The 23,157-nt window shown below is 67.0% G+C and carries 16 protein-coding genes; 11 read left to right on the plus strand and 5 right to left on the minus strand.

Annotated features, from left to right (window positions below):
- The first annotated feature begins 59 nt into the window (after positions 1–59).
- Positions 60–674 (plus strand): hypothetical protein, encoded by a 615-nt coding sequence (locus tag FFS23_RS05595; protein ID WP_137897804.1) that lies wholly within the window; start codon positions 60–62, stop codon positions 672–674.
- On the opposite strand, the gene FFS23_RS05600 is transcribed toward FFS23_RS05595, so the two are convergent.
- Positions 671–979, minus strand: coding sequence for an aldo/keto reductase (locus FFS23_RS05600; protein WP_249340537.1), 309 nt, complete (start codon positions 977–979; stop codon positions 671–673). The genes FFS23_RS05595 and FFS23_RS05600 overlap by 4 nt on opposite strands.
- Positions 980–1,083: 104 nt before the next feature.
- Between FFS23_RS05600 and FFS23_RS05605 the strand changes: the two genes are divergently transcribed.
- Positions 1,084–1,506, plus strand: a complete 423-nt coding sequence (locus tag FFS23_RS05605; RefSeq protein ID WP_137897805.1) for a VOC family protein — start codon at positions 1,084–1,086, stop codon at positions 1,504–1,506.
- A gap of 51 nt (positions 1,507–1,557) precedes the next feature.
- Here FFS23_RS05605 and FFS23_RS05610 read toward each other — a convergent pair whose 3' ends face one another.
- Both FFS23_RS05610 and FFS23_RS05615 read right to left on the minus strand, forming a co-directional pair.
- A complete protein-coding gene (locus FFS23_RS05610; protein ID WP_212742915.1) occupies positions 1,558–2,679 on the minus strand; it encodes a hypothetical protein in 1,122 nt (373 codons plus the stop codon).
- Positions 2,676–5,396 (minus strand): TonB-dependent receptor, encoded by a 2,721-nt coding sequence (locus FFS23_RS05615; RefSeq protein WP_171009376.1) that lies wholly within the window; start codon positions 5,394–5,396, stop codon positions 2,676–2,678. The genes FFS23_RS05610 and FFS23_RS05615 overlap by 4 nt, the downstream gene beginning before the upstream one ends.
- Positions 5,397–5,532: 136 nt before the next feature.
- On the opposite strand from FFS23_RS05615, the gene FFS23_RS05620 reads away from it, so the two are divergent.
- The 8 genes from FFS23_RS05620 to FFS23_RS05655 all read left to right on the plus strand — a co-directional run bounded on the left by FFS23_RS05620 (position 5,533) and on the right by FFS23_RS05655 (position 15,520).
- A complete protein-coding gene (locus FFS23_RS05620) occupies positions 5,533–6,633 on the plus strand; it encodes an ROK family transcriptional regulator (RefSeq protein WP_137897807.1) in 1,101 nt (366 codons plus the stop codon).
- Between the two features lie 212 nt (positions 6,634–6,845).
- Entirely contained in the window at positions 6,846–7,457 is a 612-nt protein-coding gene (locus FFS23_RS05625) for a TetR/AcrR family transcriptional regulator (protein WP_171009377.1), read from the plus strand.
- 306 nt (positions 7,458–7,763) lie between these two features.
- Complete coding sequence (locus FFS23_RS05630) at positions 7,764–8,165, plus strand: hypothetical protein (RefSeq protein WP_038659170.1); 402 nt, start codon at positions 7,764–7,766, stop codon at positions 8,163–8,165.
- Positions 8,162–9,424: an efflux RND transporter periplasmic adaptor subunit gene (locus FFS23_RS05635; RefSeq protein ID WP_137897808.1), complete on the plus strand. Its 1,263-nt coding sequence runs from the start codon at positions 8,162–8,164 to the stop codon at positions 9,422–9,424. Before FFS23_RS05630 ends, FFS23_RS05635 begins: the two co-directional genes overlap by 4 nt.
- Positions 9,425–9,479: 55 nt before the next feature.
- Positions 9,480–12,662, plus strand: a complete 3,183-nt coding sequence (locus FFS23_RS05640; RefSeq protein WP_137897809.1) for an efflux RND transporter permease subunit — start codon at positions 9,480–9,482, stop codon at positions 12,660–12,662.
- Between the two features lie 11 nt (positions 12,663–12,673).
- Positions 12,674–14,095: an efflux transporter outer membrane subunit gene (locus tag FFS23_RS05645; RefSeq protein ID WP_137897810.1), complete on the plus strand. Its 1,422-nt coding sequence runs from the start codon at positions 12,674–12,676 to the stop codon at positions 14,093–14,095.
- A 32-nt stretch (positions 14,096–14,127) separates the two neighbouring features.
- A complete protein-coding gene (locus FFS23_RS05650) occupies positions 14,128–14,727 on the plus strand; it encodes a TetR/AcrR family transcriptional regulator (RefSeq protein ID WP_137897811.1) in 600 nt (199 codons plus the stop codon).
- A gap of 100 nt (positions 14,728–14,827) precedes the next feature.
- Positions 14,828–15,520, plus strand: a complete 693-nt coding sequence (locus FFS23_RS05655; protein WP_137897812.1) for a type 1 glutamine amidotransferase domain-containing protein — start codon at positions 14,828–14,830, stop codon at positions 15,518–15,520.
- Between the two features lie 210 nt (positions 15,521–15,730).
- Here FFS23_RS05655 and FFS23_RS05660 read toward each other — a convergent pair whose 3' ends face one another.
- Positions 15,731–18,808, minus strand: coding sequence for a TonB-dependent receptor domain-containing protein (locus tag FFS23_RS05660; protein ID WP_137897813.1), 3,078 nt, complete (start codon positions 18,806–18,808; stop codon positions 15,731–15,733).
- Between the two features lie 285 nt (positions 18,809–19,093).
- On the opposite strand from FFS23_RS05660, the gene FFS23_RS05665 reads away from it, so the two are divergent.
- Positions 19,094–21,895, plus strand: coding sequence for a M16 family metallopeptidase (locus FFS23_RS05665; RefSeq protein WP_171009378.1), 2,802 nt, complete (start codon positions 19,094–19,096; stop codon positions 21,893–21,895).
- A 48-nt stretch (positions 21,896–21,943) separates the two neighbouring features.
- On the opposite strand, the gene FFS23_RS05670 is transcribed toward FFS23_RS05665, so the two are convergent.
- Positions 21,944–23,095 carry an ROK family transcriptional regulator gene (locus FFS23_RS05670; protein ID WP_137897815.1) on the minus strand — a complete coding sequence of 384 codons (1,152 nt, stop codon included), beginning with the start codon at positions 23,093–23,095 and terminating at the stop codon, positions 21,944–21,946.
- Positions 23,096–23,157: the final 62 nt, after the last annotated feature.

A 23,157-nucleotide genomic window follows, 5' to 3' on the forward strand; every position in this document is an offset into this window, starting at 1 on the left:
ATTCTTCGCCATTGCCGCCTCCCCCGCCGCCACCGCCACCGCCGCCCCCGCCAGCGCCGATGGCTCAGGAAATCGTCGTTACTGGCGCCAGAATCGCGATGCAGGAGGAACTTGGCGACCTCAAGCTCTACCGCTTCCCCGACCGGGTCACCGTCGCGGCGAAAGCGCAGAAGCAGGTGGCATTCCTCGCCCGGCAAGGCGTGGCGATGCGCGCGGTGTATGTCAGCGACGTCTTCGACGCCGATGCGAGCGCCCCCCGCCTGATCCTGCGCGCCCGCAACACCACCACCGGTGGCCTCGGAGCGCCATTGCCGGCGGGGCAAGTCGAAGTGTTTCAGGAGATGGGCGGTCGACGGTTGTTGATCGGCTCCACGAGGACCGACGACAAAGCGGTGGGCGAGGACATCGAGTATCGGCTCGATGCCGGCCCCGGTGTTTCGGTGGAGATCGCCGATCGGCCGGCGCGCCGTCACGCGGGCGGTCATCTGCTGACGGTCACCAACGCCAACCCATGGCCGATCGAGTTCGAGGCCAGGCTCGGGACCAACGGTGACGACCAGCATCTGCGATTCCGGCAGCCGCTCCGTCGGCGCAACGACCGCTACGTCTGGGCGACGACGGTGCCGGCGAACGGGCTGGCGACGTTCGATTACGAGATGCTCGGTTCTGATTAGAATGCCGGACGTGCTGACCCAGAAACCGAGCTGATCGCGGTGTCCCCCCTACTCGCCCCAGCCGCAAACATCGCGACCTCCAAATACATGCGCCGAATGGCGAGCGACGCCAGCCCGGCGCTGAAGCCGGGCGGAGGAGCGCTTACCTCATCCAATCGTGCCATCTGTTCGTGGTCGAGCGTCAGCGGGGCAGCGGTCAAGTTGCCGGTCAGCTGCTCGACGGTCCGCGCACCGATCAGTGGCGAGGTGACGCCCGGCTTCGCCATCGCCCAGGCGAGCGCCACCTGCGCGACGACGCCAGCCACGGCCCCGGCTATTGAATGCGGGGACGACGGGCGGCGTCGGGAAGCGCATAGTTCGCGAACGAGCCGAGTCGACGGCCGTCGCTACGATGGAGAGGACCTCAACCATGCCCAAGATGATCTTCGTCAACCTGCCGGTCGCCGATGTCGCGGCATCGACCGCTTTCTACGAGGCGATCGGCTTCGCGAAGAACGCGCGGTTCAGCAATGCGCAGTCGTCGTCGATGGTGTGGTCGGACGCGATCTACGTCATGCTTCTCGCCAAGCCCTTCTTCGCGACATTCACGGAGAAGACGATCGTCGATGCGGCGACGCACTCGACCGGCCATTACGCGCTGTCGTTCGACAGTCGCGAAGACGTCGACGCGGTCACGCGCGCGGCGGTCGAGGCGGGTGGACGCGAACTGTACGAACCACAAGACATGGGTTTCATGTACAGCCGCGCGTTCGAGGACCTCGATGGCCACGGATTCGGGCCGTTCTGGATGGATCCCGCCGCCGTCGAGGCGGGGCCGCCGGATCAGGCTTAGGCATCAGCCCCCGGGTGGCGGCCGGACATCCGGTACGGACGGCGCGCGGCGTCATCCGTCGCCAGTGAACACCGACGGGCCGGGCGGGGCGACGTCGGTCGGCGACAGCAGCCGGCCGGTGTCGGGATCGTAGCGGAAGGTCTCGCGGATCGCGTCGGTGTCGACGGTCAGCAGGCCGCGCGCGAGGTCGTCGGCGACGGTGATCCGCCGTGGCGGCTGCCCCGGACAGGCGACGATCGCACCACCCGCGAAGCCGCCGGCGCCGGCCGGGCGGATATGGCAGGGCGGCCCGTCCGCCGCGCCGAGATCGAGCCAGCCTTCGGCGGTGATGCGGTGGGTGTAGACGGCACGCCCGTCCGCACCGATCGTCGTAAAGGCCTCGCCGCGGCCGAAGTGCCGCTGCGGCGCTCCCAGCCCTTTCACCCCAACGACATTGTGGCTCAGCAAGCCGTCCGGCCCGATATAATAATGGCCGATCTGCGTGCCGATATTGTCCGGCCAGCGCAGATGCATGTGGACGTGCGGCGGGGAGTCGCGATGGTCGTGGGGGGCGTTGGTGTCGAAGCCCATGATCTGGATCGTCCCCAGCCCCGCCCGCCCGACATGCGCGCCCAGCCCGAGTTCGCGCACCACCTCGCGCTGCGCGAATTCGAGCGTGTCGGCCGCGGCACGCTCGACCGAGGGGAAGCGACCGCCGGCATAGTCGCCCGCGCGCCGTGCCGGGTCGGCATGTTCGAAGCGCAGCACCATGCCCGGCTCGACGATATGCGTCGCGACCTCGCCGGCGGTGATCGCATCCGCCGGCACCGGCGGCAGCGCCACGACCAGCCGCGCACCCGCGCGCCGGAACGGCAGGTCGCCGCCCTCGAGGATCACCCGCCGGATCGTCGCGGCCTGGCCGGCGAAGCGGAGCTCCAGCGACCGCATCCGCGGCACCGACACGGCGACGACGGTCTCGCGGGCGTTGTCGGCGTTCCAATTGGCGTCGGTGACGATCCGGCACGCCGGACAGCTCGCCGGATCGAAGCGGACGCCCCCGCCCGCGCCGCGCTTGACGAATTTGAGCACGACGCGGACCATCGGTTCGGCCGGCACCCGACCGGCCTCCTGCGCCGCAGCCGCGGTGGCGGCGAGCATCAGGGCCGCCACCATCACCCCCGGCAGCGGCCTCATAGCTTCGGCGTCCACGACAGGCCGAGCCAGATCGTCCGCCCGACCGGGAAGAAGTAATTGACGTCCTCGCGTCGGCGCCCCTGGCGGACGACGAACGCCTCCTTGGTCAGATTCTGCACCTGCCCGACGAGGTCGAGCCCGTCGCGCACCGCGAAACGCGCCTGCACGTCGAATTGCTGGCGCGGCTCCTGATAGAGGTCGCGCAGCGGCGTATCGCCGTCCGCCGATTGCAGCGCGCGACCGATGCGATTGTACGAACCGCGCAGCTCGACCGGGCCGGTGGCATAGAAGACGGTGAGGTTGGCGATATAATCGGGCTGCTGGATCAATCCGCTGGTCCGCCGCGTCGCGGGCAGGCCCGTCTTGATCCCCGCCGCGCTGACCGGCTGGCGATACGATCCGTCGAGCAGCGTGACGTTGGCGTTGAAGCCGAGGCCCGGCACCGTGGCGATCCGGTCGATCGTATAGCCGATCTCCAGCCCCTTCACCCGCGCCGACGCGGCGTTGCGCGGCGTGGTGACGAAGACATTCTGGTAGGTGACGCCTTGGAACAGCGTCGCCGGCCCCTGCTGGCTGCTGGTGAAGATCTCGTTGCGGATATCCTTGGTGAAGGCGGCGACCGAGATCATGCCCGCGCCGAGATACCATTCGTAGGACAGGTCGTAATTCCACGCCTCGCGCGGTTTCAGGTCGGGGTTGCCGGTGCTGATCGTCAGCGTGCCGTCGGTGCCGATCCCGAACGTGTTGCGCACCGCATATTGATTGTAATCGGGCCGGCCGATCGTCTTCGACACGCCGGCGCGCAACCGCATGCCGTCGCCGAGCTGATAGGTGGCGAGCGCCGAGGGCAGCCAATAGGCATAGCCGGTGGTACGCCGGATCGCGCGATAGGCGGCCGCCGCGGCGCTGGTCAGCTGGTTGGTGTCGACGACGACATGCGTATCGTCGTAGCGCACCCCGGCCTGCACGTCGAAGCGATCGGTCCGGAACAGCGCCTGCGCATAGGCGGCCTTGGCCGTCTCCAGATCGCGGAAATCGTCGGCGGCATTGTTGGCCACCTGGTTGGTCGCGACGAAGGCGCTGCGCGTCGCCGCGAACCGCTGCCACGCCGCCTGCCGGTCGATCAGCAGATAGGCGACGTCGGGCGTCATATAGGCGCCGGGGCGCCGGTCGTAGAGGATGCCGCGCATCGACCCGATCGTCGTCTGCCCGGCGGCATTGGCCGGGACATATTCGGCGTAGCGCTGATCATAGGCGAGATCGGTGCGCGTCACCGCCGCGCCGACCCTCGCGCCGAAGCCACGATCGGCCGCCGCGGCGTTGAGGCCGAGATCGACCCTGGCGAAATCCACCGTCGAATCGAGATCGCGATCGATGCTGCGATAGTAGAGCGCGCGATAGCTGTCGGGGTTGTTGGCCGCGGCGGTATCGTTGAGCGTCAGCCGCGGCCGCGCTTTGACGACGCGATAGGCATAGCCGAATGCCGGCAGATAGCCTGCCGTGGCGCTGCCCGCCTGCGGATTGGTGTCGTATTTGATCATCTCGCGCAGCTCGCGATAGGTCGCCTGCGAGCGCGCGAGCGTCGTGTCGAGCACCACGCCACCGCCGAAGTCGTGATGCCCCTTGGCATCGACCAGCCAGGTGTCGCGCGTCACCGGCTGATAGGTCAGCCCCTGTTGGAGGTCGCCGCGCGCGAAGCGGCCGCTGGTCGGCGTGACGTCGGTCGGCGCGCCGGTCGGGACGGTCAGCATCTCGTACCGGGTCTCGGTATCGGTGTCGTGATAATAGCCGCCGAACAGCGCCAGCGCGGTCGCATCGTCGGGTCGCCATTCCAGCTTCAGGTTGCCGCTGAGCCGGGTGCGCATATTCTCGAAGAAATAGTCCTGGTTGCGCACCGGCACCGGATAACCGGTCGACAGCGTGGCGAACGGCGTGCGCGCCCCCGCGGCGGTGAAATAGGACCAGCCCGCGCCATTGCTGTCGCCGGGCAGCTCGGCGCGCGCGGTCGACGGCAGGCGCTGGTACTCCGCCGAGGCGACCACGCCGAAATCCCGGTTGGCGCCGAACCGCGCCGCGGCGGTCGCATCGGTACGGATCGTCACGCCACCGCTGCGGACGAGCTTGCCGGCGGTGTCGTTGTCGCCGGCATTGGCGTTGAGCACGAGGCTGCGGTCGCCGCGGCCGTCGAAGGCGCTTTTCGACACGATGTTGATCTGGCCGCCCAGCGCGTGCGGATCATATTGCGCGCTGACGCTCTTGATCGCCTCGATCCGCGAGACGAGCGATGCCGGCAGCATCTCGAGCCGCGCACCGCGATAGACCCAGTCGGGCGAGGCGAGCGGAATGCCGTCGATCGTGACGAGATTGTAGCGCGGATCGAGGCCGCGGATCGTCGCGCGCTGGTAGATGTCGCGGTTCTTGGTCGCGTCCGCCCCGCCGACCACCGACACGCCGGTGATCCGCCGGCTCGCCTCGACGATGTTGAGGTCGGGCAGCCGGCCGACATCATCCTGCGCGACGGAATCGAGGATCACCGCCGCCTCGCGCTTCGCCTTGGTCGCCGAGCGCTGCGACGCGCGGAAGCCGGTGACGACGATGTCCGGCTGGTCGCCGTCGCTGTTCGCGTCCGGCGCGACGGCCGCGCCGTCCCTCACCTGCGCCTGCGCCTGCGCCGGCATTCCCGCCAGCATCGTGGCAGCCGCCAGCGTCAACAGCATGGAATGCCTCGATAGATATGTCATGAGCCCCCTCGACTTCGTCTAATACATATCATCCTGTACGATATATATTTGACAGTCTGAAGACGCCGGGGCTAACGCCAGGTAGGTCGTCCTGTGCGTGAGGTTAGTGAAGATGAACCGCCTCTCCCTGACCCCGCGTGCACGCCGCGTGCTGACCCTCGTCAGGCGGCACGGCAGCCTGTCGCGATCGACGCTGATCCGCGACACCGGCCTGTCGGGCACCGCGATCTTCCGCGCCACCGAGGAGCTGGAGGCGGCGGGGCTGGTCCGCGCCGGCGAGGCGGTGGCGCAGGGCCGCGGCCAGCCGAGCGCGACGATCCACATCGTCCCCGATGCCGCCTTCAGCCTCGGCCTGTCGGTGATGACCGACCGCGCGGACGTGCTGCTGCTCGACCTCGCCGGGGCGGTGCGCGCGCGCCGCGAGATCAGCCTGCCGGGGATGCCGCGCGACGGGCTGCTCGACGCGGTCGTGCGGTTCCGTGACGAACAGTCCCTGCCCGACCGGATCGTCGGCATCGGCGTGGCGATCGCCGGCTTCTTCACCGCCCCGCGCACCGTCAACCCCGCCCCCGAGCTCGACGACTGGGCGCTGATCGATCTCGAGGCGCTCGTCAGCCGCCGCCTCGCCTTGCCCGCGATGGTCGAGAACATCGCCGCGGCCACCGCGATCGGCGAGCACCTGCTCGGCGTCGGTGCCGACTTCGGCAGCTTCTGCTACGTCAACGTCGCGGCCGGCTTCCGCGCCGCGACGGTCGTCGACGGCCAGCTGCTGCGCGGCCATCACGGCAATGCTGGCGAGATCGCCGGACTGTTCCCCTTCGCCGGCCGCGCCACGCCGAATCTCGGCGACCTTCGTGCGATGCTCGCGGCCCACGGCACCGAGTGCGACGGCATCGGCGATCTGGTGGCGCGGTTCGATCCGCGCTGGCCCGGTGTCGAGCCATGGCTCGACGCGCGCCAGGAGTCCTTCACCTGGCTGTTCCAGACGCTGCGCTACGCCTTCGACTGCGAGGCGATCGTGCTCGGCGGCCGGCTGCCGCGCGCGCTTGCCCGCCGGATCGTCGACGGCGTGCAATGGCCGGAACTCACCCTGCCGGAACGGCGCGGCGTTCGCGAACCGCCGGCAAAGCTCGCGGTAGCGACGCTGGCGCCCGATCTGGCGGCACCGCTGGGGGCCGCGGCGCTGATCCTCCACCACCGGATGTTCGACTGATCGAACCGCCGTCGCAAGATCGCCCTCCCGCATGACGTACGATGCCGTCCGCTCGATTGGGACGATGCCGCAGATCCTCCCAGTCTTACGGCGTGCAAGACGGTCGATCCACATTCCACTCCCGACCGCTCTCAAAAACCGATCGCCGGCGAATGACTTACTATGTGACGGCCCTCGACGCGGGCGTTGTCGATCATTATATACCGAGCGTTATGCAATCTGCTCCTGCCGTTGCGACGCGTGGCCGGCCGCGCGAATTCTGCACCGAAGCGGCGCTGGCCGCGGCGCTCGGCGTGTTCTGGGCGAAGGGCTATGACGGCGCGTCGATGGCGGATCTGACCGCGGCGATGGGCATCACCAAACCCAGCCTCTACGCCGCGTTCGGCAACAAGGAGCAGCTGTTCCATCGTGCGCTCGATCTCTACGGCGCCGAGAAGATGGCCTATACCCGCGATGCCCTCAAACAGCCGACCGCCCGCGCGGTCGCCGAGCATCTCATGCGCGGCGCGGTCGTGGCGCAGACCAGCACATCCGATCCCAAGGGCTGTCTGGGCGTCATCAGCGCCACCGCCTGCGGCGCCGAGGCCGAGTCGATCAGAGGCCATATCATCGAGCGTCGCGCCGCCGCGCATGCAGCGCTGGTCGAGCGCTTCCGCGCGGCGCAGCGCGATGGCGACCTCGCCCCCGGCGCCGATCCGGAAGGACTCGCGCAATATCTCTACGCGATGCTGCAGGGCATGGCGGTGCAGGCCGGCTCCGGCGCGACCCGCACCGATCTGGACCGCGTCGTCGACATTGGGCTGATGATGTGGCCCAGCCGCTGAACGCGAAATAAATTACCGCCCGGTACAGAAAGACGTTGATCTTCGCGGAAGCGGTTAATATACCATGCGGTACGGAATGAAACGCCACGCCGGCGGTTCACGATCGAAGGAGCCGACATGGATCCTGGACTGACCGGACGACCCGACGCGACCTGACGGTCGCGCCCGCCACTTCTCATCACGACCTGCCGCAACGGGCCGCCAGCGCCCGCCGGCTCCGTGCGCCCGCCACCGATCGATCGGTGTGCCCCGTCGTCGTCCGCGATGCCGGGCGGTGTTCGCGCACGTCCAATTCAGGGATCTCGCATGGCCTATCTGATGCTCGACGCCGACCGCCTCCCCGCCCTTCCCCCTGCCACACCGGCCGCGGTGCCGGCGATCGACGACCAACCTGCCGCCCGACTCACCGGGCTGGAATGGTCGGTCGTCGCCCTGGCACGCAAGGACGCCTTGTCGTCGCTCCGCCGCCCCGGCCGCATGGCCAGCGCGCTCGGCGCGCTGTTCCGGCAGCCGCACAACCCGATGCTCGCGGACGAGCGTCTGGAGGCGCTGCGCCGGATCGCGGTCTTCGCGTGGCATTACGGTTATACGATACCGAGCGCCGAGCTGACCCGCTTCCTCAACGCCGGTTTCTCGCCGGCGCAATATGAGCTGATGACGGACAGTATCGGCGTCGCCCGCCGCAAGACGATGGGAGCGCGTCGATGACCGTGCACGCCCCCGTGGACACGACCCACGCGACGCCGCTCGCCCCGCCAGCCGCGTCGTCGCCGCTGCTGCGCCGGTCGCTGTGGATCGGCGTCCCCGCCTTGCTCGCGATCGCCGCCGGTGTGGCGGTCAATCGCAGCGAGCCGGCGATTGCCTCGGCCGCCCCCGCACCGACCGTCACGGTCGCCGCGCCGCTACAGCGCGACGTCGCGCAATGGGACGATTTCGTCGGCCGCTTCGAACCGAGCCGCACCGTCGAGGTGCGCGCGCGCGTGTCCGGCGCGGTGACCGCGCTGCACTTCACCGACGGCGCGACCGTGCGACCGGGCCAGTTGCTGTTCACGATCGATCGGCGCCCGTTCGCCGCCGCGCTGGCCGAGGCCCGCGCCGGGCTGGCAAGCGCGCGCAGCGACCTCGCGCTGGCCCGCGCCAACCTCGACCGCGCCAACCGGCTGGAGGCGGAGGATGCGGTGTCGAAGGGCGAGCTCGACCAACTGAGCGCCCGCGTCCGCGCCGCCACTGCGGCGATCGCCGCCGCGGAGGCGCGCGTGCGCGCCCGCGCGCTCGACGTCGAGTTCACGCAGGTCCGCGCGCCGATCGGCGGGCGGATCTCAAGCCGCCGCGTCGACCCCGGCAACCTCGTCGCGGGTGGCGACACCAGCGGCACGCTGCTCACGACGATCAACGCGCTCGATCCGATCTATTTCACCTTCGACGGATCGGAGGCGCTGTTCCTCAAGGGCAAGCGCGCGCGCGTCGCCGGCAATGTCGCCCCGGCGGTCGACGTACGGTTGCAGGACGAGAGCGATTATCGCTGGCACGGCAAGCTCGACTTCACCGACAACGGCTTCGATCCGCGTTCCGGCACGATCCGCAGCCGTGCCGTGCTCGCCAACCCGGATATGTTCCTGACCCCCGGTCTGTTCGGCAACATGCGGCTGGCCAGCGGCGGCACCACGCATGCGCTGCTGGTGCCGGATGCGGCGGTGCAGACCGATCAGGCGCGCAAGACGCTGCTGACCGTCGCGCGCGATGGCACGGTGGTGGTCAAGCCGGTGACGCTCGGCCCGGTCCTCGACGGGCTGCGGATCGTCAGCGGCGGGCTGTCGCGCGGCGATCGCGTCGTGATCGGCGGCACGCAAATGGCGATGCCGGGGACGAAAGTGCAGGTGCGCGCAGGCCGCATCGCGCCGGTCGTTGCCGCCCCCGCCCCCGGCGGCCTGTCGCCGACCACCGGCGAGGCGACCTTCACCTCCTGACGCTTCGCCGACCCACGTCCCGGCCGTCTTCATCCTCGTAAAGGGGGAGCCTATCATGCGCCTGTCGCGCTTCTTCATCACCCGCCCGATCTTCGCGGGCGTCATCGCGGTCATCATCACATTGGTTGGCGCCATCGCTTACTGGGGGCTGCCGGTCGCGCAATATCCCGACATCGTGCCGCCGACCGTGACGGTCTCCGCCAGCTACCCCGGCGCCTCTGCCGAAACCGTCGCGGAGACGGTCGCCGCGCCGATCGAGCAGGAGATCAACGGCGTCGACAACATGCTGTACCAGTCGAGCCAGTCAACCGGCGACGGCAACGTCATGATCACGGTCACGTTCAAGATCGGCACCGATCTGGATGCGGCGCAGGTGCTGGTGCAGAACCGGGTCGCGATCGCGGTTCCCCGCCTGCCCGAAGAGGTGCAGCGGCTGGGCGTCGTCACGCGCAAGACCAGCCCCGACTTCCTGATGGTCGTCAATTTGATCTCGCCCGACAATTCGCTCGATCGCGGCTATATCTCCAATTACGCGCTGACCCAGGTCCGCGACCGGCTCGCGCGGATCGACGGGGTCGGCGACGTTCGCCTGTTCGGCAGCCGCGACTATGCGATGCGCGTCTGGATCGATCCCGGCCGCGCCGCCGCGCTGAACCTCACCGCCGGCGATATCGTCGCGGCGCTGCGCGCGCAGAACGTGCAGGTCGCCGCCGGTTCGCTCGGCCAACCGCCCTATTCGCACGGCAGCGCCTTCCAGCTCAACGTCGAGACGCAGGGCCGCCTGCTCGAACCGGGGCAATTCGCCGACGTCGTAATCCGTACCGACGCCGACGGACGGCAGGTGCGCGTCCGCGACATCGCGCGCGTCGAACTGGGTGCGCAGGACTATAATTCCAACACCTATCTGTCCGGCCAGCCGACCGTGATCGCGGCGGTGTTCCAGCGTCCCGGCTCCAACGCGCTCGCCGCCGCGGAGAAGGTCGAGGCCGAGATGCAGGCGATGTCGAAATCCTTCCCCAAGGGACTGGAATATCGCGTCATCTACAATCCCACCGAATTCATCGCGCAATCGGTGGATGCCGTGATCCACACCCTGTTCGAGGCGATGGTGCTGGTCGTGCTCGTCATCCTGGTGTTCCTCCAGAAATGGCGCGCGGCGATCATCCCGATCGTGGCGATCCCGGTGTCGCTGGTCGGCACGTTCGCGGTGCTCGCGGCGGTCGGCTATTCGCTCAACACGCTGTCGCTGTTCGGGCTGGTTCTGGCGATCGGCATCGTCGTCGACGATGCGATCGTGGTGGTCGAGAATGTCGAGCGCAATCTGGCGCGCGGCCTGCCGCCGCTGGAGGCGGCGATGGTGTCGATGGACGAGGTGTCCGGCGCGCTGGTCGCGATCGTGCTGGTGCTCTGTGCGGTGTTCGTGCCGACCTTGTTCCTCACCGGCCTCTCCGGCGCCTTCTATCAGCAGTTCGCGGTGACGATCGCGACGGCGACGGTGATCTCGCTGATCGTCTCGCTGACGCTGTCGCCCGCGCTCGCCGCGATCCTGCTGCGCGCGCACGACACGCACGAGGGCGGCAACCGCGCGACGCGGCTCGTCCGCGCCGCCGGCGACCGCTTCAACACCACGTTCGAGCGGCTCAGCCAGCGTTACGGTGCGCTGACAGCGCGGCTGGTGCGACGGCCGAAGCGGATGATGGCGGTCTATGCCGGGCTGATCGTCGCCACGGTCGGTCTGTTCTGGGCGACGCCGACCGGCTTCATCCCGGCGCAGGATCAGGGTTATTTCCTGACCATCGTCCAGCTCCCCGCCGGCGCCTCGGTCGAGCGTACCGACGCGGTGGTGCAGAAGGTCGCCAAGCGCATCCTGCCGCTCGCCGGCGTCAAGGGCGTGGTGATGCTGGCGGGCTTCGACGGCCCGTCGCAGACGCTCGCCCCCAACACCGCCGCCGCCTATGTGCCCCTGAAATCGTTCGCCGAGCGCGAGAAGCTGGGCGTCACCTTCGCGGGGCTGATGGACGCGACCCGCAAGGCGACCGCCGACATCGACGAGGCACGCATTCTCGTCGTCCCGCCCCCGCTGATCCAGGGGATCGGATCGGCGGGCGGCTATCGGCTGATGGTGCAGGACCGGCAGGGTGCCGGCTACAAGCAGCTCGACGCCACCGCGGGCGCATTGATCGCCAAGGCCAACCAGACCGAGGGGCTGGCGCAGGTCTATACCTTCTTCAACACCGCGACGCCGCGCATCTTCGCCGATGTCGATCGCCCCAAGGCCAATATGCTCGGCGTGCCGCCGGCGCGCGTGTTCGAGGCGTTGCAGGTCTATTTGGGCAGCGCGTTCGTCAACGACTTCAACCTGATCGGCCGCACCTATCGCGTCACCGCACAGGCCGACGCGCCGTTCCGCTCGACCCCCGCCGACATCGCCGACCTCAAGACGCGATCCGACAAGGGCGGGATGGTGCCGCTTGGGTCGGTCGCGACCTTCCAGGACCGCACCGGACCGTATCGCGTCACGCGCTACAATCTCTATCCGGCGGTCGAGGTCGATGGCGACACCGCGCCCGGCTATTCCTCGGGACGGTCGCTGATCGCGATGGAGAAGCTCGCCGCCGACACGCTGCCGCGCGGTTATGGCAGCGAATGGACCGGCATCGCCTATCAGCAGAAAGCGGCGGGCAGCACCGCGGGGATCGTCTTCGCGCTGGCAGTGGTGTTCGTCTTCCTGGTGCTGGCGGCGCAATATGAGAGCCTGCTGCTGCCGCTGTCGATCGTGCTGATCGTGCCGATGTGCCTGCTGGCGGCGATGATCGGGGTCAATCTGCGCGGGCTCGACAACAACGTCCTGACGCAGATCGGGCTGGTCGTGCTGATCGCGCTCGCCGCCAAGAATGCGATCCTCGTCGTCGAATTCGCCAAACAGGCCGAGGAGCAGGACGGCCTCTCGCCGGTCGAGGCGGCGGTACAGGCCGCGCAGGTGCGGCTGCGCCCGATTCTGATGACCAGCTTCGCGTTCATCCTCGGCACGGTGCCGCTGCTGGTCGCCAGCGGTGCGGGCGCGGAGCTGCGACAGGCGCTGGGGACGGCGGTGTTCTTCGGGATGATCGGCGTCACCGGTTTCGGGCTGATCTTCACGCCGACCTTCTACGTCGTTTGCCGCGCGCTCGGCCTGCGGCTCGCCGCGCGCCGCACCCGCCATGGTGCCGCCGATCCCGCGCTCCAGCCTGCCGAATGAGGAGGGCCAAGATGCTCAAATCCCTGACCGCCGCCGTCTCGCTGCTCGCGCTCGCCGCCTGTGCTACCGGACCGGACTATCGCCTGCCGGTGACACCGCCGACCGCCGCCGCGCCGTTCGTCGCGACGAGTGCCGCGACCAGCGTCGCCGCACCCGACGATCATTGGTGGCGGCTCTACGACGACCCCGTGCTCGACGGGTTGGTGACACAGGCGCTGGCCGCCAACACCGATCTGCGTGTCGCGGTCGCCCGCCTCGCCCGAGCGCGCGCCACGCTGCGCGAGGTGCGTACCGACCGCACCCCGCGCGCCACGCTGGGCGCTGGCGCCGGCTACAACCGTTTTTCACAGGCGCAGCGCCCGCCCGGCGTCGGCAGCGAGACGTGGCTGATCGACGGCGGACTCGACCTGTCCTACGAAGTCGACCTGTTCGGCCGCATCGCGCGCAACGTCGCGGCCGCGCGCGGTGACGTCGCGGCCGCCGATGGCGACGCCGATGCGGTCCGCGTCGCCATCGTCGCGGACACGACCCGCGCCTATGCCGACGCCGCGGCCGCGGCCGAGCGGATCGCGGTGGCCGAGCGCATCGTCGCTTTGCTCGACCGGCAGGTGCGCACCACCGAACGCCGCGTCGACGTCGGCATGACCACCCCGCTCGACACTGCGCGGATCGCCGCGCTCCGCGACCAGCGCAGCGCCGACATCCCGCTGTTGCAGGCCGAGCGGCAGGCGGCCTTGTTCCGCCTTGCGACGCTGACCGGCCGCACGCCGCAGGAGCTGCCCGCGATCGCCGCGCAGCGCACCGCGACGCTGCGCCTGACGCAGCCGATCCCGGTCGGCGACGGCGCCACGATGCTGGCGCGGCGCCCCGACGTGCGCGCCGCCGAGCGCCGGCTGGCAGCGGCGACCGCGCGCATCGGCGTGGCGACCGCCGACCTCTATCCGCGGATCACCCTGGGCGGGTCGATCGGGCAGACCAGTACCGGGCTGGGCAATCTGTTCGGCGCCGAACCGCTCAACTTCCTGCTTGGCCCATTGCTCAATTGGACGGTCAACCGCGACCGCGCGCGGGCGCGGATCGCCGGGGCGGAGGCCGATACGCAGGCGGCGCTGGCAACCTTCGACGGCACCGTCCTTTCCGCGCTCGGCGAAACGGAGACGGCCTTGTCCAATTATGCCCGCGCCCTCGACCGCCGCACCGCGCTGCAACGTGCGTTCGAACAGGCCGACCGCGCCACTCGCATCACCCGCGCGCAACGCCGCGAAGGGCGGATCGACAGCCTGTCGCAGCTCGACGCCGAACGTACGCTCGCCGATGCGCAGGCCGCGCTCGCCGGGCAGGACGCTGCGATCGCGACCGCGCAGATCGACCTGTTCCGCGCCCTGGGCGGCCGCTGGGCGCGCGAGACGGCGGGAGGCGGGCGGCAATCCTAGACGATCGGTCTAGCCGATGATACGTCAGGTCCATGTCACCTCCGCCTCCCGATACCAGTACGCGTGCCACGATCCTCGCGACGGGCCAGACGATCATGAGCCGCAAGGGGTTTTCGGCCGTCGGTCTGACCGAGATCCTGAAGGACGCCGGCGTGCCCAAGGGCTCCTTCTACCACTATTTCGCATCGAAGGACGCGTTCGGCGAGGCGATGCTCGCCGCCTATTTCGACGAGTATCTCGCCGAGATGGATGCGCTGGTCGCGCGGCCCGGCCTGACCGGTGCCGAGCGGCTCAGCGCCTATTTCGCGGCCTGGCGCGACAATCAGGGCGCGTTCGACTGTCAGGGGCGCTGCCTGGCGGTCAAGCTCGGGGCCGAGGTCGCCGATCTGTCCGAGCCGATGCGGCTGACGTTGAAGACGGGTACCGCCGCGATCATCGCGCGTATGACCCGCATGGTTGGAGATGGCGTCGCCGATGGCTCGGTCGGCGTGACCGGGGCGGCCGAAGACGTGGCCGCGTCGCTCTATCAGCTCTGGCTCGGCGCCAGCGTGATGGCGAAGATCGTGAGGACGCACGCGCCCTTCGACATCGCGCTGCACTCGACCCGGCAGCTTCTCGGCCTGACGCCGTGACGAAAGCGAGCCGGCACCCTGCACCATCAATCCACGAAGTTGTAGACGACCGGTCTAGTACAAGCTATGTCAGGCTTCGTCACAGCGAAGGAATCCCTACATGAAGATCCTGATCGTCCTCACCTCGCACGACCAGCTCGGCGATACCGGCAAGAAGACCGGCTTCTGGCTCGAGGAGCTGGCCGCGCCTTATTATGTCTTCAAGGATGCCGGCGCCGAGATCACGCTCGCTTCGCCAAAGGGTGGCCAGCCGCCGCTCGATCCCAAGAGCGACGAACCGTCGTCGCAGACCGATGCCACCCGCCGCTTTGCCGCCGACCCGGAGGCGCAGGCCGCCTTGGCCGACACGCACGTACTGGCCGAGCAATCGGCGGCGGATTTCGACGCGATCTTCTATCCCGGCGGCCACGGCCCGCTGTGGGACCTCGCCGAAGACCCGCGGTCGATCGGCCTGATCGAGACGGCCATCGCGGCGGACAAGCCGGTCGCGCTGGTCTGCCACGCGCCGGGTGTCCTGCGCCACGTCAAGGCTGCCGATGGCACGTCGCTGGTCGCCGGCAAGACCGTAACCGGCTTCACCAACAGCGAGGAAGCCGCGGTCGGCCTGACCGACGTGGTACCCTTCCTCGTCGAGGACATTCTGAAGGCGAATGGCGGCAAATTCACCCGCGGAGACGATTGGGCGTCGCACGTCGTGGCGGATGGCCTGCTCATCACGGGGCAGAACCCCGGCTCGTCGGCAGATGCCGCACAACGGCTGCTTGACCTGCTCGCCGAGCGCAGCACGGACTGACGCTCCGTTACGCGGCCCGGCATGGGGCGATGCCGGGCTGCGATCTGGATAGGCGTTTGTGAAACTCCCATCGGTAAGGGGATTGTCACGACTTATATCGATAATATTGATTATTTCTTGTTCATACAGTATTATAATTGTTTCAAGAAAGCTGGCGTCCGAAAATAAACAAACCATTTTAAAGATGGCTAACACCTCATTGAAATTATATTAGAGGTTCACGCGCGCTTCGGCATACAATACCCGTCCACGTATGTCGTAGCGGGATGCGTCGAAGGGCCGGCGGTCGATCATCGCGAACGGCGGCTTGGCGTTGAAGATGTTGCGGCCGCCAGCGCTCAACGTCAGCTTCGGCGTCGCTTGCCACCGCGTGGTGAAATCATAGGTGGTCAGACTGGCAATGTGCATCGGCTGATCCTTCACACCGTCAAAATCGGAATCCCAGAATTCACCGTCTTCCCGCGTCAGGTCATAGGTATTCTCATAGGGCGGTATGTATCGCACGGTCAGCCGGGCCATCAGATCGGGGCGGGTGAAATCCAGATTGCCGACGATCCGGTATTTGTCGATACCAGTCGATGTACCGAGATTGTTGATCGTCGAAACGCGCCCAGCATAGGAAACCTGTTGTTTGAAGTTCCGCGAATAGAGGATCGATGGCGTGATCAGGCCGATACCGGTCGGAATCGCGTAGCTGAATTGTACATCCAGCGACTCGCTTTTGTCCCAGCCAATGTTGATCGGCTTGATGATCTGGCGAACGATATATCCGCTGGCATCCCGTACAAAAAATTCCGGTATCGCAAAATATTCCGTTGCGGGGATCAGGTCGAACAACTCGGTTGAATCGCTGATCCGGTCGCGGATGCGGGTCCGGTAATAGTTCACTTCGAGATTGAGGTTATGCAGCGCGCGTGGCGGCGTGATCACTAATCCGAGGTTGTAGCTGCGCGCCACCGACGGACGTAGCGTCGGATTGGCTTGCGTTTGCGCCGGGATCGGACCGTTCCAGGTGTAATAAGGGTCGTCAGCCGGAGCGAGGGGATCGGAGAAGATGTATTTCTCGAAGTTCGTCTGACCCGCAAGGACATCGTAAAGCGCTGTGAAGGGTGGAGGCGTGAAGTTTGACGACACGCTGCCCCTCAACAGCAGGCCACCGATCGGCGTCCAGGCCAGACCGATATCAGGACTGAGCCGGTCGAAGGTGGACTTGCCGCGGATGAGCGTGCCGCCGTCAGCGTACGGGATATTGTCGACGGTGCCGATCGGCCCGTGGGAATCATATCGATCGTAGCGCGCCTTCAGCGACAGATCGAGGGTGTGGAAAAGCGGTATTCCCATCGTCTCCGCGATCAACGGTACGCGCAGCTCCGCATAGGCCGCCCATAACCGCGTATTCAGCCGTTCTGCGGTTCGCTGGACGATGCGGGGGCTCTTCACCGAATTGGTCCGTGTTTCCCCGCCGATCGCCAGGCGCACCTTGCCGGCCGGCAGCGTGATCGGCGCAGCGGTGAACAGGATGTCGGCATCCTGCGCGCCCGCCGACGTCGCCAGCCGATGGGTGGTGACGAAGAAGACGCTGGCGGGGACGCCGAGTTTGCCGGTTCCATCATCAAGGAAGTTGAACGCCAGCGCCGGATCGCTGCTGTTAATTGCCGCGCATTGTGCCGCGACGATCGCATCGAGATTGGGCGCGGTCACGGTGCCGGTGCTGGCGACGCAATGGCCGTACCGGGTGCTGGTCAGGTTTTGGATGCCCTGCTGCGTCCCGGTCGCGGTGTTGCGCGAATAGGAGTAATTGCCCGAAAGCGCCGTTTCCGGATCGAATTCGTAGCGAAGCCCGCCGTTGACCGTATGCGAGCGGATCGTTGTTTCCTGAAATCCTCGGCGCATGCGCCCATTGGCGTAATCGGCACTGGGATAATAATAGACGCCGAACGTGTTCGCGATCACCGCCTCGGCGGGAAAGTCGCTGCGCTTGAGCGGACTATATGCCTGGGTGAACGGCACGACGATATCGATAGTCTGCCACAGTTCGCGCAGGTTCGCCTTGTTGATCGAGCCGAGATAGTCGAGGGTGACGCGCAACCGATCGGTGATTTTCTGCTCGATATTCAGGGACAGGCCACCACTACGCTGATGCTCGCCGGCGTCGACCGGAATGTTCGGCGCGATCGTCTCGCGATCGATCGGGCCCAACCCGGCGAAGGTCGGATGCGCCATGTCCCCGCCCGGCTTCCACTGGTAGGTCTCATCGACGTCCTTTGCCCTCTGCCCCTTTGACGCCAGGATTTTGTAATCCAGCACGATGGCCCCGGGCTGTGCGCCATCTCTCGAGGATCGTTGGTCGAGAGCATATCTCGACCGCCCCAAAGCCACGAGTTGTTCTCGCGTAATGTACTGGCGGTAGTCGTGCGTGACATAACCGAGCTTGACGTTTTGCGCCGGATCGATCTGCGTCAGCGACAGCGTCCCGGTGATCGATCCACTGCCCCATGAGGTCGCGGCAAGATAGGTCGCCTGGGTCGTGCGCGCGCCGGTGCTGGAGTTCTCGTGCCGTACCGTCGCAGCATAGCCATTATAATGCTTTTTCAGAATGAAGTTGACCACGCCGGCCATCGCGTCTGCCCCATAGACCGCGCTGTTGCCGCCCAGACTAACCTCGACCCGATCCACGGCCGCGAGCGGTATGGTGTTGATGTTGGCGAAGCCATCCTCCACTCCCGCCGCACCGGCGATGCGCCGGCCGTTGACCAGCACCAGCGTGTTCTTGGTGCCGAGTCCGCGCAGATTGACCCCGGCGACGCCGAGGCCGCCCAATCCGTGAGCATCCTGGTTCGCGGCCTTGGTGCGATTGTTCAGGCCATAGCCTACCGATGCCTGGTTCTGCGGCAGGCTACGAATGAAATCCTGCACGTTGGAGACGCCGAGCGCCTTGATGTCGTCCTGCGTATAGACCTTGACGTCGCTGGTCGGATCATAACCGCCGATACGCGACCCGGTGACGACAATGGATCCATCCGCCGCGGTGTCCGCCTTGCGTCGATCGGACGTCGGCCGCGCGGTTTGCGATTCGCCGGGCGCGGCCTCGTCTACCGTCTGATCGCCTTGCTTCCGTTCGGAGGCCTTCCGATCGTCGGCGGCCTGAGCAGGTGGAGCTGCGTCCGCATCCTCGGCGCTGGTCGCAGGCGCGTCCTCCACCGCAGGGGTCGCCGTCGATGCCTCCGAGGCAGGGCGCGCCTGCGCAAGTGCATGCCCTTGAAACAAAAACGCCGGCGGCAGCAGCATCGTACCGACAAGCAGAATCGTCTTTGTTTTTACATATTTCGAATGCACTGACTTCCCCCGACTTTATCAAGTCACTGCATAGCCAAGATAATGTTCGAATATGCCCCGAACGATACTTGGCAATGGCGTGATGCCCGGTTTCTGGCCGGATGCAGAACAAAGCCGAAGCAAGCATTTTTACATACCGATATAGTAGGAATTTCATGGAGTGGTGATCAGGACGGACTATTGGTTGCAGCAGGGATGTGTACTCATCAACAGCCAAGTCTTGAGCGAGTTTTATCTATGAAGGTTCGGAAGACGCTGATTTTGTGCTTTTTCATGGTGTCCTGCGCGCTACCGGCATTGACCGTACAAGCGGCGGCGACCCGGCCACATCGCACGGCGGCAGCGGTCGCGGCCGCCCGGCACGACGCTCCGGATCTGATTGAACAGATCAAGCTGCCGTTCGAGCGCTTCACCCTGCCCAACGGGCTGACCGTGATCGTCTACCCCGACCACAGCGTGCCAAAGGTGCTGGTATCGGTAACCTACCGCGTCGGCTCGAAGGATGAACCCCAGGGCAAGACGGGATTTGCCCATCTGTTCGAACATATGATGTTCCAGGAGACGGAAAATCGGAAAGGCGAGTATTTCAAGAAGTTGCTCGATGACGGTGCGATCGACGTCAACGGCAACACCACCACCGACCGGACGCGATACTATGAGGTCGTGCCGACGCGCGAGCTGGACCTGGCGCTGTGGATGGAAAGCGACCGGATGCAATATCTGCCCGGTGCGATCGACCTCAAGGCACTCGACGGCCAGCGCGCCGTGGTCAAGAACGAGAAGCGGCAACGCGAGACGCCGGAATCCGCCGCACGCAGCGCAGCCTATACCACCGCTCTCTATCCAAAAGGCCATCCGTACGATCACGCGCCGATCGGATCGATGCAGGATCTCGACAACGCCAGCGTCGCCGATGCACGGAGCTGGTTCGACAATTATTATGGCGCCGGCAACGCCATCCTGCTGCTTGCCGGCGATATCGACCCCGTGACGGCACGCGAGAAGGTCGCGCGCTATTTCAAGGATGTGCGACCGGGCAAGCGCGTCCAGGAGATCAAACGCTGGGTGCCGGTGCTCGGCGAGGGCAAGCAGCTCCACTTCTTCGGCAAAAGCGGCACGATCCAGCTCGAGCGCACCTGGCCGGTGCCGACCGGGGACGAACGCGAGGGGACGCTGCTCCAAATGTTCGCCTCCGCGATCGCCGGTGCGCCGCAGCTCGCGCTCAATCAGGCGCTGGTCGAAAACGACGGCCCGGCCCTCGGCGTATCGGCGAGCTTCGGCGACGCTTCGGTCAACGGCACCTTCTCGATCGGGGTCGACGTCAAACCGGGCGCGGAGATCGCCGAGATCGACCGGCGCATCGACGCGGTGATGGCGAAGCTGCTGCGCGACGGGCCGGACCCGGTGGTGCTGCGCCAGAATTTCGCGATCAAGGACAAGTCGCTGCTCGCCTCGCTGGAGAATCCGCAATCGGTCGGCGGCCTGCTGGAGGCGGGCGAACTGATCGCCGGCGATCCCTTGCTGTTCAAGGTCGGCCGCCGTTGGGAGAAGGAAGCGACACCGTTCGAAATTGCGGCGGTGGCGCGCAAATGGCTCTCGCGTCCCTATCTCGCGGTCCGCACCGACCCGGAACCGAAGACACAGCCGGCAATTGCCGGATCGGTCGACCGGCATCAACCACCGGTAGCCACGGCGGTGACATCATCGTCGCGCCCCTTCCCGACGATCGAGCGCGCGACGCTCGCCAACGGCGCCAGACTGGTCGTCGTGCACCGGCCGCGGCTCCCGCTGGTCAGTGTCGCACTCCAATTCGCCACCGGCCAGATGATCGACCATCGCTATCCGCGGGGGCTGTCGACCCATACGTTCGGCAGCCTGTTCGAGGGCAGTCAGCGTTATCCCCACGGCGCGTTGGAAGCGCGGATGCGTGATCTGGGGATATTTCCCGGCACCGGCAGCGGCGACCGGCGCTGCACTTTGAGCTTCGCGAGCGACACGGCCGGGCTGGGCGCGGGGATCGACCTCGTCACCGAGGTGCTGCGCGAACCGTTATTCCCACAGAAGAAGATCGACGAATATATCGCCCGCGTCGATCAGACGTTCGATGCCTATGAGAGCAATCCCGCCAATGCGCAGAGCGCGTTGTTCAACTCGGCATTATGGGGTCGAGACCATCCTTACGGCTGGATCGACACGCGCGCCGAGGCGAAGAAGGTGTCGCGCGACGAGATGCTCGCTTTCTATCGCAACGAACTCGCGCCGGCCAATCTGACCGCCTATTTCGTCGGCGACATCACGCTCGAAAAGGCCCGTACGCTCCTCGAACAGCATCTCGGCAACTGGCATGTCGATGCCAAGCCCGCCGCGACGATCGCCACCGCGCCGGCCCGTCCGACCGGCGTCCGCGTCGTGCTGATCGACGTGCCCGGTGCCGAGCAGAGCAACATCCTCGCCGGCCGCCTGATCGAGCCTTGGGAGGCGCGACGGACGATGGCCGAACAGCTCGCCAATTCCGCACTCGGCGAAAGCTTCACCAGCCGCATCAACATGACCGTGCGCGAGGAGAAGGGTTGGTCGTACGGCATGTATTCGCACCTCGGCGGCTCGGTCCAGTCGCAGCGCACCTTCTACGTCAGCGGCGCGGTGCAGACCGACAATACCGCCGACGCGATCCGCGAAATCGTCAAGGAGATCGGCGCGTTCACCCACGACCGGCCGCTGACGTCGGCAGAGCTGGACGGACAGAAGACCGCCGTGCTCAACCGGATGGAAACCGGATTGAGCTCCAACGCGGCCTATCTCGGCGCGATGCTCGACGCGGACACGCGCGGCATGCCGCTCGATTATGTCACCGGCGTACCGGATATCGTCCGCGGCATCTCACTGGACGAGGCGCGCAAGGTTGCCGCGGAAACGTTCCGCACCGACGATTTCGTCTGGAGCATTTCCGGCGACCTCCGCCGGATCGAACCCGCTATCCGGGCGCTCGGACTTGGGCCGGTGGAGGTACAGGACGTCTATGGGCGGCGGTTGCGATGAACGCCGGCCCAAATGCCAGATCGCTGGCGCCCCTCCCCAATCAACGCGTTAGGTGAAGAACGCGGCGCGCATCGGCAGCATCGTAGCGCCGATGACGGGGGCGTCGTTGCCGATCGCGGAGCCGACGATCCGGGGGGCGGGACGATGATGCCCGCGACGCTCGGGGTTGGTGAAGCGGATACGGGCAGCGATCCGGTCCGCCAGTGCGGGCGGCAGTCTGCCGCCGAGTACGATCAGTTCGGGATCGAGGATCGCGGAGATCGCCGAGGCAATGAGGTTGAGTGAGGGCGCGCACGTGTCGAGCCAGCCGTCGATTGCCGGATCGTACGCATCGAAGCCAGAGAGCATGGCATGCAGGTCGGGCCACGATTGGCCATGCGCCGCAAGCCAGAGCCGCAGCGTCTCCAGATTCGGTTGCGCCCAGCCTTCGGGCAGGATCGAGGCGAATTCGCCGGCGTTGCGATGCGCACCGCGCATCGGCGCACCGCCCGCGACCACACCGCCGCCGAAGCCTGCCGCGAAATAGAGATAGGCGAAGTCGCTTACCGTCCGCCCGACCCCCAGCATCGCCTCGCCCACCGCCGCGACATTGCCGTCATTGTCGACCCATAACGGCCCGCCGAGCCGATCCGCCAGCAATGTATCGAGCGGAATCAACGCCCAGGGATCGAGCTGCGCAGGCGGATTGAGTCGCGCTCCGTCGCCGACGAAATAGCCGGTCACTCCCACGCCGATGCCGATCCGCCGCGCTGGATCGAGCCCGGCGGTCCGGACGGCATCGTCGATCAGGCGCGCGAGCTGATCGGCCGCTGCCGGGAAATCCGCGCTCTCGAGCGGCGCCGAGGCGCGTGCCCGGATCGCACCGGTGATATCCATCAGCGCGAGCGAGACCGCATCGGTCATCACCGAGATGCCGACGGCGAAGGCGGCGTCGGCGAGCAGGCGCAGCGGCGCGCTCGGCTTGCCCCGGCCGCTGATCTCCGGCGCCCCCTCCACCACCAGACCGCGTTCGAGCAGCGGCTCGACCAGGCGGGTGATCGAATGCGGAGCGAGGCCGGTCGCCCGCGAGAGATCGGCCCGCGAAGCAGCCCCCCGCTTCGACAGCAGCGTCATCACCACGCGCTCGTTGGCAGTCGCTGTCCGACGGCCATCGTCGCGCAGGAAGGATGCCGGGAAGGCGCCGGCGAAGGGATCGGTCATCGCTCCTCGACACCGCGCCCGCCGCGCCGTGTCAACCAGCCAAGGGCAAAGACGCCGCCGAA

Source organism: Sphingomonas sp. 2SG (assembly GCF_005503285.1).
Classification (GTDB): domain Bacteria; phylum Pseudomonadota; class Alphaproteobacteria; order Sphingomonadales; family Sphingomonadaceae; genus Sphingomonas; species Sphingomonas taxi.